At 39.7% G+C, this 14510-nt stretch carries 18 protein-coding genes; 10 read left to right on the top strand and 8 right to left on the bottom strand.

The genetic code is table 11. The annotated features are described in order from the left end of the window. The first annotated feature begins 38 nt into the window (after positions 1 to 38). The 9 genes from E6139_RS11705 (at position 39) to rarD (ending at position 6278) form a co-directional block, all read left to right on the top strand. The gene (locus E6139_RS11705; RefSeq protein ID WP_316403250.1) at positions 39 to 407 is read left to right on the top strand and encodes an iron chaperone; all 369 of its coding nucleotides are present in this window, start codon (positions 39 to 41) and stop codon (positions 405 to 407) included. A 305-nt stretch (positions 408 to 712) separates the two neighbouring features. After that, positions 713 to 1744, top strand: coding sequence for an aldose epimerase family protein (locus tag E6139_RS11700; protein WP_316403249.1), 1032 nt, complete (start codon positions 713 to 715; stop codon positions 1742 to 1744). After that, on the top strand, positions 1745 to 2911 hold the full coding sequence (locus E6139_RS11695) for a galactokinase (RefSeq protein WP_316403248.1): 1167 nt from the start codon (positions 1745 to 1747) through the stop codon (positions 2909 to 2911). A 122-nt stretch (positions 2912 to 3033) separates the two neighbouring features. Then, positions 3034 to 3219, top strand: a complete 186-nt coding sequence (locus tag E6139_RS11690) for a hypothetical protein (RefSeq protein WP_316403247.1) — start codon at positions 3034 to 3036, stop codon at positions 3217 to 3219. Between the two features lie 42 nt (positions 3220 to 3261). Then, positions 3262 to 3693: a GNAT family N-acetyltransferase gene (locus E6139_RS11685; protein ID WP_316403246.1), complete on the top strand. Its 432-nt coding sequence runs from the start codon at positions 3262 to 3264 to the stop codon at positions 3691 to 3693. A gap of 32 nt (positions 3694 to 3725) precedes the next feature. Then, a complete protein-coding gene (locus tag E6139_RS11680; RefSeq protein WP_316403245.1) occupies positions 3726 to 4079 on the top strand; it encodes a DUF3784 domain-containing protein in 354 nt (117 codons plus the stop codon). A gap of 402 nt (positions 4080 to 4481) precedes the next feature. Then, complete coding sequence (locus E6139_RS11675) at positions 4482 to 4958, top strand: hypothetical protein (RefSeq protein WP_316403244.1); 477 nt, start codon at positions 4482 to 4484, stop codon at positions 4956 to 4958. 126 nt (positions 4959 to 5084) lie between these two features. Continuing rightward, positions 5085 to 5258 carry a hypothetical protein gene (locus E6139_RS11670; protein ID WP_316403243.1) on the top strand — a complete coding sequence of 58 codons (174 nt, stop codon included), beginning with the start codon at positions 5085 to 5087 and terminating at the stop codon, positions 5256 to 5258. 129 nt (positions 5259 to 5387) lie between these two features. Beyond that, complete coding sequence (rarD, locus tag E6139_RS11665) at positions 5388 to 6278, top strand: EamA family transporter RarD (RefSeq protein ID WP_316403242.1); 891 nt, start codon at positions 5388 to 5390, stop codon at positions 6276 to 6278. A 54-nt stretch (positions 6279 to 6332) separates the two neighbouring features. On the opposite strand, the gene E6139_RS11660 is transcribed toward rarD, so the two are convergent. From E6139_RS11660 to E6139_RS11630, 7 genes are all read right to left on the bottom strand, one after another. After that, on the bottom strand, positions 6333 to 6497 hold the full coding sequence (locus tag E6139_RS11660; RefSeq protein ID WP_316403241.1) for a hypothetical protein: 165 nt from the start codon (positions 6495 to 6497) through the stop codon (positions 6333 to 6335). Between the two features lie 234 nt (positions 6498 to 6731). After that, positions 6732 to 7631 (bottom strand): NAD(P)-dependent oxidoreductase, encoded by a 900-nt coding sequence (locus E6139_RS11655; protein ID WP_316403240.1) that lies wholly within the window; start codon positions 7629 to 7631, stop codon positions 6732 to 6734. 70 nt (positions 7632 to 7701) lie between these two features. Further along, positions 7702 to 8235: a CPBP family intramembrane glutamic endopeptidase gene (locus E6139_RS11650; protein WP_316403239.1), complete on the bottom strand. Its 534-nt coding sequence runs from the start codon at positions 8233 to 8235 to the stop codon at positions 7702 to 7704. Between the two features lie 154 nt (positions 8236 to 8389). Further along, positions 8390 to 9217, bottom strand: a complete 828-nt coding sequence (gene dapF, locus E6139_RS11645; protein ID WP_316403238.1) for a diaminopimelate epimerase — start codon at positions 9215 to 9217, stop codon at positions 8390 to 8392. Positions 9218 to 9241: 24 nt separating this feature from the next. Beyond that, positions 9242 to 10540, bottom strand: a complete 1299-nt coding sequence (gene lysA, locus E6139_RS11640; RefSeq protein ID WP_316403237.1) for a diaminopimelate decarboxylase — start codon at positions 10538 to 10540, stop codon at positions 9242 to 9244. A 16-nt stretch (positions 10541 to 10556) separates the two neighbouring features. Next, on the bottom strand, positions 10557 to 11711 hold the full coding sequence (locus E6139_RS11635; protein WP_316403236.1) for a M20 family metallopeptidase: 1155 nt from the start codon (positions 11709 to 11711) through the stop codon (positions 10557 to 10559). A 114-nt stretch (positions 11712 to 11825) separates the two neighbouring features. Continuing rightward, positions 11826 to 12245 (bottom strand): GTP pyrophosphokinase, encoded by a 420-nt coding sequence (locus E6139_RS11630; RefSeq protein ID WP_410470524.1) that lies wholly within the window; start codon positions 12243 to 12245, stop codon positions 11826 to 11828. 108 nt (positions 12246 to 12353) lie between these two features. On the opposite strand from E6139_RS11630, the gene E6139_RS11625 reads away from it, so the two are divergent. Next, positions 12354 to 13025 carry a CPBP family intramembrane glutamic endopeptidase gene (locus E6139_RS11625; protein WP_316403235.1) on the top strand — a complete coding sequence of 224 codons (672 nt, stop codon included), beginning with the start codon at positions 12354 to 12356 and terminating at the stop codon, positions 13023 to 13025. A gap of 46 nt (positions 13026 to 13071) precedes the next feature. On the opposite strand, the gene E6139_RS11620 is transcribed toward E6139_RS11625, so the two are convergent. Further along, positions 13072 to 14466, bottom strand: coding sequence for a glycoside hydrolase family 1 protein (locus tag E6139_RS11620; RefSeq protein ID WP_316403234.1), 1395 nt, complete (start codon positions 14464 to 14466; stop codon positions 13072 to 13074). Between the last annotated feature and the right edge of the window lie 44 nt (positions 14467 to 14510).

Below are 14510 nucleotides of genomic sequence, written 5' to 3'. Positions count from 1 at the left end.
TTTCTTACTGTTATACTAAAAAGAAAAGGAGCAAAATGATGGACACTTTTGAAGATTATTTCAAGAAAATTGAAAATGAAGAGCGAAGAAATAAATTACGGGATCTATTCCAATGGATTTTAACAGAATTCCCTGATTTAGATACCCGAATCGCTTGGAATGAACCGATGTTTACTCATCACGGGACGTTTATCATTGGTTTCAGTTCGGCTCAAAAACACCTTTCAGTTTCACCTGAAGTCGCTTGTCTTAATAAGTTTTTGCCTACCATTGAAGAGATTGGTTATAGTCATACCAACAATATCTTTCGCATTAAATGGACAGAAGAAATCAATTATATACTCATAAAAGACATGATCGCATTTAACTTAGAGGACAAAGCAGACTACACAAAATTTTGGCGTTGATTTTTGCCAATTTCTATAAGTATTACTCTTTTCTCAGCTTTTCGATTAAACTACTCTTACTTAATATAGAAAAGAGTGTCTCTTTGTAAAGATCAACTGATTAGTTGGTCTTTTTTTATATTTTTAGATCAAAATGCAACAAAAAGTTAAATAGTCCTCACAAAAGCACGTTTAAAAGTAAGCGATTTCTTGTTAAATTTAACTCAGGCCATGGGAAAAGCTTGAAGTCCTTGTCACTTCATCAATTAATCGCTAAACTTATTAGGAAAAGAAAAATATCCCATTACAAAAAGCGAGGTTTTTATATGCAAATTACAGAAAACGATTTTGGCACAGACTACAAAATGATCACAATTAAAAATGAATCCGGTTTCCATTTATCTGTTTCAGACTTAGGTGCGCGTATCGTCAGTCTAGGTCGTGACAAAGAATTGGTCCTAGGGTTCGATTCTGCCGAGGAATACTTGGAAAAAGATGCCTTCATCGGTGCTTCGATCGGTCGAACTGCTGGTCGAATTGAAAATGGTCGTTTCACACTTGATGGTCAAGAGTACCAAGTGACGATTGATCCTGAAACGGGTCACTCCCTTCATGGTGGAAAACCTGGTTTTGAAACGAAGAAATGGGACTACACGATTGAAAACGGCGACGAAGAAGCGTCGGTCATTTTTACATTGACCAGCCCAGATGGTGAGCACGGTTTCCCAGGAGAGCTGAAGATTGAAGTCCGTCACACCTTAACGCAGGACAATACTTGGCGTGTCACTACCAAAGGAATCAGCGACCAAACAACCTTGTTTAATCCAACCAATCATGTCTATTTTAATTTGAGCGGAGACGTGACTGAAGCAATTGATGAACACAAACTGTGGCTGAATAGCAATACTTTTGCTGCCCTTAAACCAGACACGATTCCTACTGGTGAAATCGTGAATAGTGCTGGAACACCTTTTGATTTTCAAACTGAAAAAACTTTAGCCGAAGTATTTCAAACTGACTTTGAACAAAAGAATCAATGTAACGGACTTGATCATCCATTCTTTTTGAAGGAAAAAGATTTAAATACTCCAGCAGCAAGACTAACTAGTCCGGATGGAAATATCGAACTGACAGTCTTAACAGATTCATCCAGTGTCGTGATCTTTACCGCGAATTTTGGCGAAGATGGTCCAGTGATCCACGGTGACAGATTAGCCCATCATGGTGGGATTACCTTTGAAACACAAATCGCCCCCGGCGCGGAGCAATTTCCAGCGTTTGGCTCGATCAAACTGCCTGCCAATGAAACATTCGAGACAACCACGGAATATAAAATAAATTTGAAAGAAGCGAACTAAATGGAAATCAAACGTGAACTAAACACAAAATTTGCTGAAATTTTTGGACCAAAGGAAACGACGCAATATTTTTCTCCTGGTCGGATCAACTTAATCGGTGAACATACCGACTACAATGGCGGACATGTCTTCCCTGCTTCTATCACTTATGGAACAAACGGGGTCGCTGCGCCTCGCGAAGACAGCAAAGTGCTGGTTTACTCAACGAACTTTGAAGATATTGGTGTAATCACCTTTGATATCAATGAATTAGCATACGATAAAAATGATAACTGGGCCAACTATGCAAAAGGCATGGTCTTAAAATTAAAGGAAGCTGGCCATACCATTGATCACGGTTTTGAATTACTAGTTGAAGGCACGATTCCAAATGGCGCGGGACTTTCCAGCAGTGCGTCATTGGAATTATTAGTGGGCGTGGTTTTAGAAGATTTATTTGACCTAAACACAACGCGTTTAGAGCTTGTTCAAACCGGACAAAAGGTCGAAAATGAATTTATCGGGGTAAATTCCGGTATCATGGATCAATTCGCGATTGGTTTTGGCGATGTCGATCAAGCGATCCTGTTAGATACCAATACCTTGAAATACGAAATGGTGCCTGTGAAGCTTGATGGCTATGCAGTGGTTATCATGAATACCAACAAACGCCGTGAATTAGCAGATTCCAAATACAACGAACGCCGCAGCGAATGCGAAGAAGCTCTTGCCCGCCTACAAAAGAAATTAGATATTAACGCATTGGGTGACCTGGATGAAGCAACCTTCGAAGCAAACATCGATCTGATCGGTGACGATACCTTGATTCGTCGTGCTCGTCATGCCGTGACCGAAAATCAACGAACATTGGAAGCCAAAGCAGAGTTGGAAAAAGGCAAATTGGAAGCCTTCGGAAAACTTCTGAATGCCTCTCACTATTCACTTCGTCATGATTATGAAGTAACCGGGATCGAACTGGATACCTTAGTTGATGCTGCGCAAGCGCAAGATGGTGTACTTGGCGCTCGCATGACTGGTGCCGGCTTCGGGGGCTGTGCTATCGCTGTAGTGAAGGAAGAAAATATTCCAACCTTCAAAAACAATGTTTATGACGAATACATGAAAGTCGTAGGCTATGCCCCAGACTTTTACGTTGCTCATATCGGCAGCGGAACTACTAAGATCTGATAATCCTTAAAATCAACGAATGTCTCTATCCATTTGGGTAGAGGCATTTTTTGTTTCAATTTTGCAAAAAACTTTGCCTTCGAAATACCTCTAGTCTACAATTGAGGAAAAGGAGTGGTCTCATGTCTAACAAACAATCACCTCTCACAAAAAAACGCCTATACATCCCACTAGCAATTCTACTCGGCCTTCTAGGATTCAGTCCCATGTTGGTTTCCTTATTCGGTGTGAACTCCGAGGAAAAGTTAAATGAAGACTATTATTCAAACACGGATGAACCGCTCTTCAAATCAGACACAAAAAATTAACCTGACAATAGCTATACATAAAACAAAAAATGGGGTTTTAAAATGATTCAATTGATTGAAACAATGACAGATGAGGACTTAGAATCCATCGCTGCTATCTGGTTAGAGAGTAACTTGGAGACGCACGATTTTATTGATAAGAACTATTGGCTGATGAACTACCAAAACGTCAAAGAAATGCTTCCAACTGCCAAGATTTATGCCTATTTCCACAATGGTAAAATCGTCGGCTTTCTTGGCTTGATTAACGAGTATATTGCTGGAATCTTTGTTTTGAAGAACTATCGATCACTGGGGATCGGCACTCAGCTACTAGATTTTGTAAAATCGGAAAATTTCACGCTGACACTAAATGTGTATCAAAAAAATCAGCGTGCCGTTCAGTTCTATTTAAGACAAGGCTTTACGATTCTTAAAAAAGAAAATGATATAGAAACAAATGAAATTGAATTACTTATGAAATGGATTGCCTAAGAGACGAAACTTTCAAAAAGGAGCAAAGGACCATGCTTGATTTTTTCATATACAGTTTTTTGGTTTTTCTGGCTGCTCTGTGCTTTATTTGCAGCTATCAGTTCGCCCATCAAAAATGGGGCTCGTTGATAGCTGGCTATAACGATTTGACTGAAAAACAAAAACTGACCGTTGATTTCAAAGCGATCAGTCAGTCGACTAGCAGATGCACCTTCGCTGGCGGAATTTATATTTTGTTTATGGCAGGTTTTCTCTATATGATATCAAATAATGACCTTAGCCGATCAGCAGTAATTCTGCTCTTCACTGTGCCCTCTTTTCTATTTCTTGTATACGTTCTACGATCAGTCGTGAAATCTGCTAAATATTACAAACCAGAAAACTAACCTGACTCTCAAGTGCTTTCGTTTTGAAAAGTATTTCGAGCATCCACTTGCCATTCGTAAAGTTTCTCCTTAGATTTCTTAACGCTCATAAAGCATTTCTCTCTTCACCTTCTGTACGGTGTTTTATGGATAGATCATTTTTCGCCTACCCAACATTGTACCTAGCAGATTGGTAACACCTCAAAATATTTTAAACGTGACTTCAATTAAACAGATCTGAGAGAAAAATGATTAAAGCATACTATCTAATCCAAAACTCTAGCAAGAATCTGATTCGAACTTCCGGGATCGGGTTATCCTGCGTCCTTATTTTGATTCTTTCATTTCTATCATTCTTCTTTTTAAATCTCAGCAGTTTTTTGGGCTCATAGTCATGAATATGCCGTCAATGAAGCGGTGAAGATGGGCGCAATTGGGTTAACTGAAATCATCTCTCCTGCTGGGATGTTGCTAACGGTACTTAAGTTTATTTCTTTCGTTATTGCTTGTCTTTTTATTATCAATACGATTAACACAATTCGCCGACTGTTTTTTCAGTTGGCTAATGATCAGCGTTCCTCTTTTCAAATCATGAGTTTTATCGGTGAAACCACTGAATGGATCAGCCTAGAGTTTGCCCTCCAAGCTGTTTACGTCTCTTTCGCTTTACTTTTGTTTGGTTTTTTCTCAGCTAACCTTACGTTTGGAAAGTTTTTGTCGGATTCACTTGCCTTCGGGTCTTTTGAAGGAATCGTGGATTCATTTACGATGGATCAGAGAAGCTCTCTGCTAGTCATGATTTTGAGTAGTTCATATATTGGAATCAGAGTATTCTTCTTTGTCAGAAAATATTTGTTTTCGTTTTTCGATAACTTACTTGCAGAAATATCCTTTAGTTGAACGTATTTGAAAAATGCTACACTAATCAGAGCCCTGTCTTGTTCGTCACGAATGAGACAGGGCTCTGAACTTCTATTTTGACGTAAAACAGTCAAAAGACTATACTCCCCTAAAGAGGTGGTCAGAATGAACCTGAAAAAGTTCAATAACATGTACACCTATATCGCTATTTCCTATTTCTTCGTCTCGCTTTTCTTTGCTTTTCAAGATGGCATGATCCTTAAAGTGGCAAGCTTTTTCTTTCTGATATCTTTCGGGATCAATGCTTTTAAAGCAATCAAAGAAGCTCAAAAACGCTAATTTTCTTATTCTCTTTAAAATGCCCTTTATTTAAGCCGTATTCTTTTCTAGGTAATTCTCTATTTTTCAAAAATTCTCCTAATTGTTTGTGTTAAAATGATAAAACACGATTCATTTAAGGAGGTTCCAATGAAAAAAGATTCTGGGTTAGTTTATGGGTTTAGTGCATATATTATTTGGGGCATCCTGCCGCTTTACTGGAAATTATTAGGAAACGTTGGTGCCGTTGATCTTTTGTTCTATCGCATTATTTGGTCTTTGCTTTTTATGTCGCTCTATTTGATCGTTTTGCGCAAAGTCCCTATTTTTGTTCAAGAAGTCAAAGAATTATTGAAAAGCCGTCGAAATACGATAGCCATTATTATCGCGGCGATTTTCATCTCTCTAAATTGGGGAATTTTTATTTACACAGTTTCAATTGGACAAGTTCAACAGGCAAGTTTAGGCTATTACATCAATCCACTACTGAATGTGCTAGCTGGGGCGATCTATTTAAAAGAACCCTTATCAAAACAAGCCAAGCTCGCTAGTTTTTCTGCCTTGACCGGCGTAGTATTATTAACGATCCAAACGGGCGTTTTTCCCTTTAATTCGATTTTTCTAGCGACTAGCTTTTGTTTATACGGCCTAACTAAAAAACAACTGCAGTTGAGTTCAGCAACGAGTATCACCTTAGAAACATTGATTATCGCACCATTCGGTTTGATCTATTTATTTTTCTTTTCGCCGACCGGTTTCATGAATTACTCATTGAACACCAATTTGCTACTGATGGGGGCTGGAATAGTGACGGCCATACCCTTATTGCTGTTTGCGATAGCTGTAAAAAAACTATCTTACATCACGGTTGGTTTCATCCAATATGTTAATCCGACGATCATGTTGGCAATGGCGATATTCTTGTTTCATGAGCCTTACGCATTACCCCAGTTTATTGCCTTTGCTTTTATCTGGCTGGGAATTCTGATCTTTGTCGCCGGCAATTTCATTCAATCACGTAAAAAAGGTCTTCGTCTTTAAAAATGACGAAGACCTTTTTAAACAACTTCCATGATTAATCCCCAGAAATCAATGCTAATAGTTAAACTCATGCAGCATCTCGCCTGACCTGAAGACTTTACTCATCTTGACTTTCCCATAGTTTGTTGCATAGCAAAGTGCGTCTCGATGTGTATTGAACGTTTCTTCGGTCATTTCCCCAACAATTGTTTCTACCTGAACTAAGTATTGATATTCCATATCTTTTCCCCATTTCTTTTCAAAACAAGCAGCAAAACAAATACTTTTTATAATCATAGCGAGTTTTGAATTAGATTTCAATAACTAATGTAATATTACCTAACATGAGATTAAAATAATTTTGAAAAAGATACAATTCACGTGATGTTTCTTTACATAGAGTTGAAATAAACACAAAAAAAGACTCAAACGATCACGTTTAAGTCTCTGAAGAATGTCATTGATCAGTAAAGCTTAGTTGATTTCTTGAAATTTTTCGATATTTTCAATCACTTTTTGCGCTAAGCGAACCTTTGCCATCGAAGTTAGGCCAGCATTGGTCTTTCCCGTAAAGATATTTGGCAAGCCAATAACCTCTTCCCCTAATCCTGCTTCCGTATCACTGAAGGCATAATTTCCTGGCTGTGATAACCACTGTTTTAACGCTGGAACTTCATGAGACGGCGCGATCGACACGTTCATCAAGATTTTCCCATTGCCGAATTTTTGAAATGCTGCCTCGTCTAATAAAACCACATTCTTGTTCAAACAAGTAATAAGAATATCGACATTTTCCAATAAATCGTCAAAAGCTAAATAGCTCATCCCTAACTCTTTTTCAATTTCTGGTTTGCGTGTCCGGCTGTAATAATGAACATCCATGCCAAAGAAATTCATCGTTCGTGCTAATAAACTGCCAACTGTCCCCATACCAACGATTCCCACTTTAACGTCGGTAAGTTCCATCGGTTCATCCTTCCACATCGCAGGACCGCGTCCCTGCAGCAGGCGAACCAGCTCACTGATAGCATATTCTTTAACACCTTCATCGCCATAATCGCGAACACCTGTTACAACGATGCCTTTTTTCTCTGCGTGCAGAATATCCACGTTGGCATTCTCTGGCGCATACAAGCTAGCACAGATCCCGATGTATCGAATATTCGGACAAGCATCAATCACTTCTTTGTCGATGAAACTCGTGAAACTCAACATCACGCAATCAGCATCGCCGATTCGCTCAATGATCGTAGCTGAATCGGTCGGAATATCTTCATAGAAGATCGCTTCTTCCGCTAGCTTCTTAAGCTTTCCGTCCCATTCAGGCAGTAATTTGGTCGGCTCGATCGCCACCATTTTCTTAAATTTCTTCATGTCAGCCTCCTAGAAAATCGTATTCCCTTAATGATAAGCTTTACAATTTTCCTCGTCAATGAAGAAGGATCTAAGGCAGATAAATTAGAAGAATTCCTACTGCAATCAGATTGTTGATATAGTGAACAATGATTGGATACCAGATGTTCTTTTTTAATAAATAAGTGATACCAAGAATTAAACCAAAAACAAAATGACTCAAACTAAAACTAAACCCATGAACAACGGAGAAAAATGCCGCTGAAATAATTATCGTTATCCCTTTGCTTAGGTTGCTCCCAGAAAGTGGGATGATACAGTAACGGAAAATCATTTCTTCAAAAAACGGACCGTAAGTCACCGCGGATAATAGATATAGCCATGAAACACTTTTTTCTGCATTCGTTCCACTTTCTACACTAAACAACAGATTATTTATAACAATCAGGACCATCGCCACTGCAATAACAAGTAGAATTTCCTTCCATTTAAGTTTTTTAAACTCCTCAATCAGTGTTTTCCCAAACAGAATGATCACAAGAATCAAGAATATTGGTACGACGAATTGTTTTAAAGCAAACAATTTCCCCGGAAGTCCCACTCCTGGGATAAACCAATCTAGCATAAAATAAAGAAATGCAATTAACCATCTAACACCTATTTATTTTCCTCCAGCTTTCTTGTTAGTCAATAAAACAAATAAAACATTGTCCATAACTCGCGAAAAGAGTTTATTTTCGTCTCGCAAAAAAGATGACCAAAGTTCGGTCATCTTCTAATTATGCTAAATCTTCATCCAAAATCGTACCACTAACGACAATATTCGTATCACCGATCAAGTAAAGCTCCTCATCCACCACGTTCACTTGAAGCTCTCCACCTAAAACTTCGATCACGACCGGATCAGTTTTGACCAAGCCTTTTTTAGTCAGCGCATAAGCTGTTGAACCAGTACCAGTTCCGCAAGCTAACGTGAAGTCCTCAACACCACGTTCGTAAGTACGCTCCACGACGGTTTGATCAGCTAAAATATCGTAAAAATTCACGTTCGCACCCTTATCAAATGCTGGATGATTTCTCAGCTTTCTGGCAAAGTCAAAGATCGTCTCTAATTCAGTCATTGCCAGATCAGGGATATGAACAACTAAATGAGGAATTCCCGGATCACCTAGCTCGACATAATCCACGATCACTTCTTTCCCATCAACCTGAAGGATTTTGTCTGCTTCAAAAACAGTTGGCGAGTTAAGTTGTACCCGATACGTTCGTCTATCTAATCGTTCTGCCGGCACATCACCGGCAATCGTTTCAATAATCATTTTTTCTTGCGCAATACCAGTCTCAAAAGCCCAACGCGCGACACAGCGAGCACCGTTTCCACACATTTCGGCTTCGGAACCGTCCGCATTGAAAAAGCGGGCATAGAAATCACCAGTTCCTCGCGCAGCTTCAACTGCGATCAGTGTATCGGCACCAACGGAGACGCGTCGAGTACAAACACGTGCCGCAAATTTTGTTAGTTGGCCACTAGAAAAGTTTAACTTTTGATTGTCGATCAAAATAAAATCATTTCCAGCGCCTTGCATTTTATAAAAAGGGATTTCCATCCATCCGCCTCATTTCATGAGTTTCTAGTTCAAAAATTCTGGAACTTCTTCATTTTGAATAATTTGATCCAACGTTTGTCTTTTCACGATGACTCCTGCTTGTCCCGCTTTCGTCAAAACAACTGCTGGAATCGCTAGTTTATTATAATTATTCGCCATTGAATAGCCATATGCTCCGGTTGAAAAAGTAGCGAAAATATCGCCAGCTTCAACCGTTGGCAGTTCAATATCTTTCACTAAAATATCGGTACTTTCACAGGCTTTACCGGAAACAGTCACTTTTTCAACGGCTGCAGCATCTGCTTTATTCGCTAAAATTCCAGTGTACTCCGCTCCATAAAGACCTGGACGAATATTATCGGTCATTCCGCCATCAATACTGACATATTTTCTCAGGCCTGGGAGTTCTTTGATCGCACCGATCTTGTGCAGGCTGATACCCGCCTCGGCTACGATGCTACGCCCCGGCTCAATGACAACTGCCGGCTGAGGGAAGTTTTCTTGCTCACAAAAAGCTAAAACCTTTTCCATCATCGCATCTGTAAAATAGCTAAATGGTTTTGGCTGATCTGCATCCGTGTATCGAACTCCAAAGCCGCCGCCGAAATTCAATTCTTTAATTGAATAATCAAGCCGTTCTTTCACCATTTTCACTAAGTCCAAAGCAATTCCAACCGCGGCCAAATGGGCACTATTATCAAATAGTTGGCTGCCGACATGGAAATGGAAGCCTAAAAAGTTCACTTCAGGTGTATCAATGGCATTTTTGATTTGCGGGAATAAAATCGCTTCATCGATGGGAATCCCAAACTTGGAGTCCTTTTGCCCTGTCGAAATAAACGAATGGGTCTGAACATTGACTTCCGGTGTGATGCGGAACAAAATATCCACGACTTTTTGTTTTTCCTTCGCAATCGCTGCAATCAAATCGACTTCCTGTAAACTATCGACAATGATTCGTCCCACGCCGTAATCAATCGCCATTTCCAGCTCTTCAATGGATTTATTATTGCCATTCATCTCAATGTGTTCAGCGGGAAAATCGCCTTTAATCGCTGTATACAATTCCCCATCAGAAACAACATCTAATGAAAAGCCTTGATTTTCAATAATTTTCAGCATTGCTAAAGTTGAAAAAGCCTTACTGGCAAACGCCACTCGTACATTCTCATATTTATCTACAAAATCTCGTTTCAACTCTTGGCATTTTTCTTCTATTAATGTCTGCGAAAAAACATATAACGGTGTTCCGAATTCTTCTGCCAAAGCAACGGTATCGCAGCCATCCCACATCAAGTGTCCATTTTTTGTTTCAAATTCCATCGTAAGCCCCCTCAAATTAATGTTCATTTAATCCTGCAATCAAGTTCACATAGGTTTGAATCCCTAATAGCAGATTCACCTCATCAAATTTCATCTTTCCGCTATGTAACGGATAGGTGTAGCCCTTTTCCTCGTCACGAATCCCTAAGAAGAAAAACATCCCGGGAATCTCCTGCTGATACATCGAAAAATCTTCCGCAATCAAATACGGGGGTGTTTCGACATAATAATCAGCCGCAACTTTTTCCAACGTCTTCACCATTTTCGGATCATTATCAACGACGCGATACATATGATTGAAATCAACGACCGCCTCACAGCCATAGCCCTTAGCAATTTCTCCAGCTAATAGCTCTGTCCTTCGAACGACTTCATCGTATACCTTATCGTCAAAAGCCCGCATCGTTCCATGTAAAACGACTTCCTTAGCCACAATGTTCATCGCTTCGCCGCCATGGATTGTCCCAAATGTTAACACGACATTATCTAGTGGACTGATATTTCGCGCTAAGATACTGTTCAAGCCAGATATCACACCGCCCGCAGCAACAATCGCATCTTCGCCAAGCTGGGGCTGCGCACCATGCGTACTGACTCCTTTGATAGTGATGGTTACTTCCGCATTTCGCGCCATCATCGGGCCAGGACGACAAGAAATCTTCCCAGCAGGTAAATCAGGAAAAACATGCAATCCGACAATCTCTTCCACACCTAGTTTTTGCAAAATTCCTGTCTTCATAATCAATTCTGCTCCGCCAGGCCCTTCTTCAGCCGGCTGGAAGACAAAGACCAGCGTTCCTTGAATTTTCTCAGGATGTTTATGTAAATAAGCGATGAACCCCAGTAGCGTGGACATGTGTCCATCATGTCCGCATGCATGCATTTTACCTGGTGTTTTTGAAGCAAAATCATAATCCGTCTGCTCCACTACCGGCAAAGCATCGATGTCTGAACGAAAGGCTAACGTTTTACCTGGTTTATTCCCTCGTAAGACTGCAATCGTACCTGTCTCGATAACTTCATATGTCTCCGTGACACCAAAGGTTGCCAACTTTTTGCGAATATACGCTGCTGTTTGCCTTTCCTCTAAACCCAACTCGGGAATCTGATGCAATTCGCGACGCATCGTAGTGACTAGTTCTTCTAACTCTTTGACTTCCGTATCGATCATCGTCTCACTCATTTCCATAAATATACTTAGAATAATGCTTTTTAGATTAGAAATCTATTGATAGTTTCTCATATTATAGTATAGATTGCGCCATCGGTCATTAATTTGTTTTCATTAATTTTTCAAATAATCGATTGCTTGCTTGTATTTTTCAAGTCGTTCATAATCCTTTTCTGTTGGATTCGAGATCCTAGCTAGATCGCTATTATGTTTTAAATCAGCTAACTTAACCCTACATGCCAGTTTATTCGATTTAATCCCCTCTAGATAAATTTGATAGGAACTACCCGGAATTTTAGTCAATAATGCTACGGCTATCAAAATATTTTCAGAAAAGCCTGCCGCATCTAGATCAGCGAGTCTGTATTCTGAATCTTCAATTACATCGTGAAGTAATGCTACTGTTTTTTCCTCTTCTGTCGAAACTAAGCTTGCTACATATTTTGGGTGCTCAATGTACTCAACACCCGCTTTATCTACTTGACCTTTATGGGCCTTCATTGCAATTTCTAATGCCTTAGCATACATATCCATTTTTTCCACCTCAATCAATAAATTCTTCTATATTCACATTATCATAAGATTATTCTCTCATCACATCTCTGTTTTGCTATACTTAAAGAAAAACAAAGGAGGCTTGCAATGATTGATCAGCCCACGATTTATTCAAAGAAACAAGGCTTCAGTGCCCTATTCCTTTTTCTGATCGTATTCCTATTGGCCTTTTTGCACGGGTTCGCATTAATGAGCGACCTGCCCTCAGCTCTGATTGGAAGCGTCAACTTCGTCTTTCCATTTTTCGATATCATTGCTTTAGTCTTTTTTTTGAAAGTCTTCAAAGAAAATGCTGCTAGCATTGGGCTGCAGTTAAAAACCTTTAAGCAGGGAATGTTTTGGGGATTTGTTTTTCTCTGCCTTCAGCTAGTCTTCTATTTCGGTGTAAGTTATCTTTTTAATGATGGCAAAAAAATGATTTTTGGACCGATTAATTTGGTCATGATCAGTCTCTTTTTCATAAGTGCCTTTGCAGAAGAAATTATTTATCGAGGATACATTGAAACGAGGCTACAAGGAATGATCAGTAACAGACTGCTTGATTCGATTGTCACGGCTATCCTTTTTGTTCTCACACATTATCCAGTTAAATGGATGGGCGGTTCACCGCTTAATGCCATCTCGATACCGCATTTGATTTTATTGGTAACACTTCATTTTACTTGCTCACTTGCCTATCGAAAATCTAATTGCATCTGGGGGGCAGTACTGCTGCATGTCCTCTATAACTTGGGAAATGCTTTCTTTATATTTATCTGACATAAAAATGGACGCAAACACGGTCAAATGTTTGCGTCCTCTTAATTTAATCAGTAAAACCATTATTGTCGGCCACCGTTTTAAACCAGTGCCCAGATTTTTTGATCGTCCGCTTACCGTTGTTCTTGATATCAACTGAAATGAAGCCATAACGATTCTTATAAGCGTTTGTCCAAGACCAGTTATCCATACAGGTCCACATATGATAGCCTAGGCAGTTCGTTCCCTCTTGAATCGCCTGATGAACGTATTTCAAATGATCCGTCACAAATTTAATCCGATAATCATCATCGATTTGACCATTTTCATTGATATAGCGCTCTTCACCTTCCACTCCCATCCCGTTTTCCGAGATAAAGCAGCGAATGTTGCCATAGTTTTCCCGTACGTTCGTCAAGAGGTCATAAATACCTTTTTCATAAATTTCCCAGCCGCGATAAGGATTGATCTTCTTACCTGGCAAATCGTAGTAGTCAAAATAATCATCCGGCATCGGTCCATGACTTGGATCAATTGGCGTTTCCTTTGCTTTGATTCGCCGCGGCTGATAATAGTTGATTCCCAATAAGTCGACCGTATTATTTTTGATCAGCTCCAAATCCCCAGCTTCAATCTCAGGTCCGATTCCTAACTCTTTCACTACTGCTACTAATTCTTCGGGAAACTCTCCCTTTACTGCTGGATCTAAAAATGAGCGATTGAAAAAGGCATCTGCCATTTGAGCCGCTTTTACATCAGCTGGATTATTTTCGTCTCTTGGATAACTAGGGGTTAAATTCAAAATAATCCCGATCTCTCCACCAAGATCCATGTCATGATAGGTCTTGATTGCTTTAGCACTAGCCAAATTTTCATGATACCCCACCATTACCGCTTCTTCCATAATGACATGATTCGGATAGTGAAAGTGGTAAAGATAACCGCCCTCCACTGGAACGATCGGTTCATTGTGGGTAAACCATTTTTTTACGCGATCACCAAACAGCTCAAAGCAGGTCTTTGCATAAGAAACATACGCATCAACCGTCTCACGATTGGTCCACCCACCCTTTTCTTGTAAAGTCATTGGCATATCGAAATGATACAGGTTTAGGAATGGCTCAATTCCATTTGCGATCAATTCATCAATATATTGATTATAAAAATTCACCGCTGCTTGATTGACTGCACCCGTTCCATCGGGAATCAATCGACTCCATTGTATCGATGTACGAAATGAATTATGACCGATCTGCTTCATTAATTGAACATCCTCTTGATACTTTTCATATACTCGAGAGGTTTTATCCGGTCCGACTTGATCAAAAAATTTTTTAGGTTCTAAATCGTACCAATAATCCCAGATATTCTCTCCCTTACCATCACCTTCAAATCTTCCTTCTGTTTGCGGTCCACTCGCTGACGACCCCCACCAAAAATCTTTTGGAAATGTGTACTTCATATTCTTTCTCCTCCAATTTACTTTTTCGGCATTAATGACCTTCG

The sequence above is a fragment of the Enterococcus sp. genome (assembly GCF_032555305.1).
Taxonomy (GTDB): domain Bacteria; phylum Bacillota; class Bacilli; order Lactobacillales; family Enterococcaceae; genus Enterococcus_A.
Note: the sequence above shows the minus strand (reverse complement) of the source record. Positions and strands in the feature narration are given on the sequence as shown.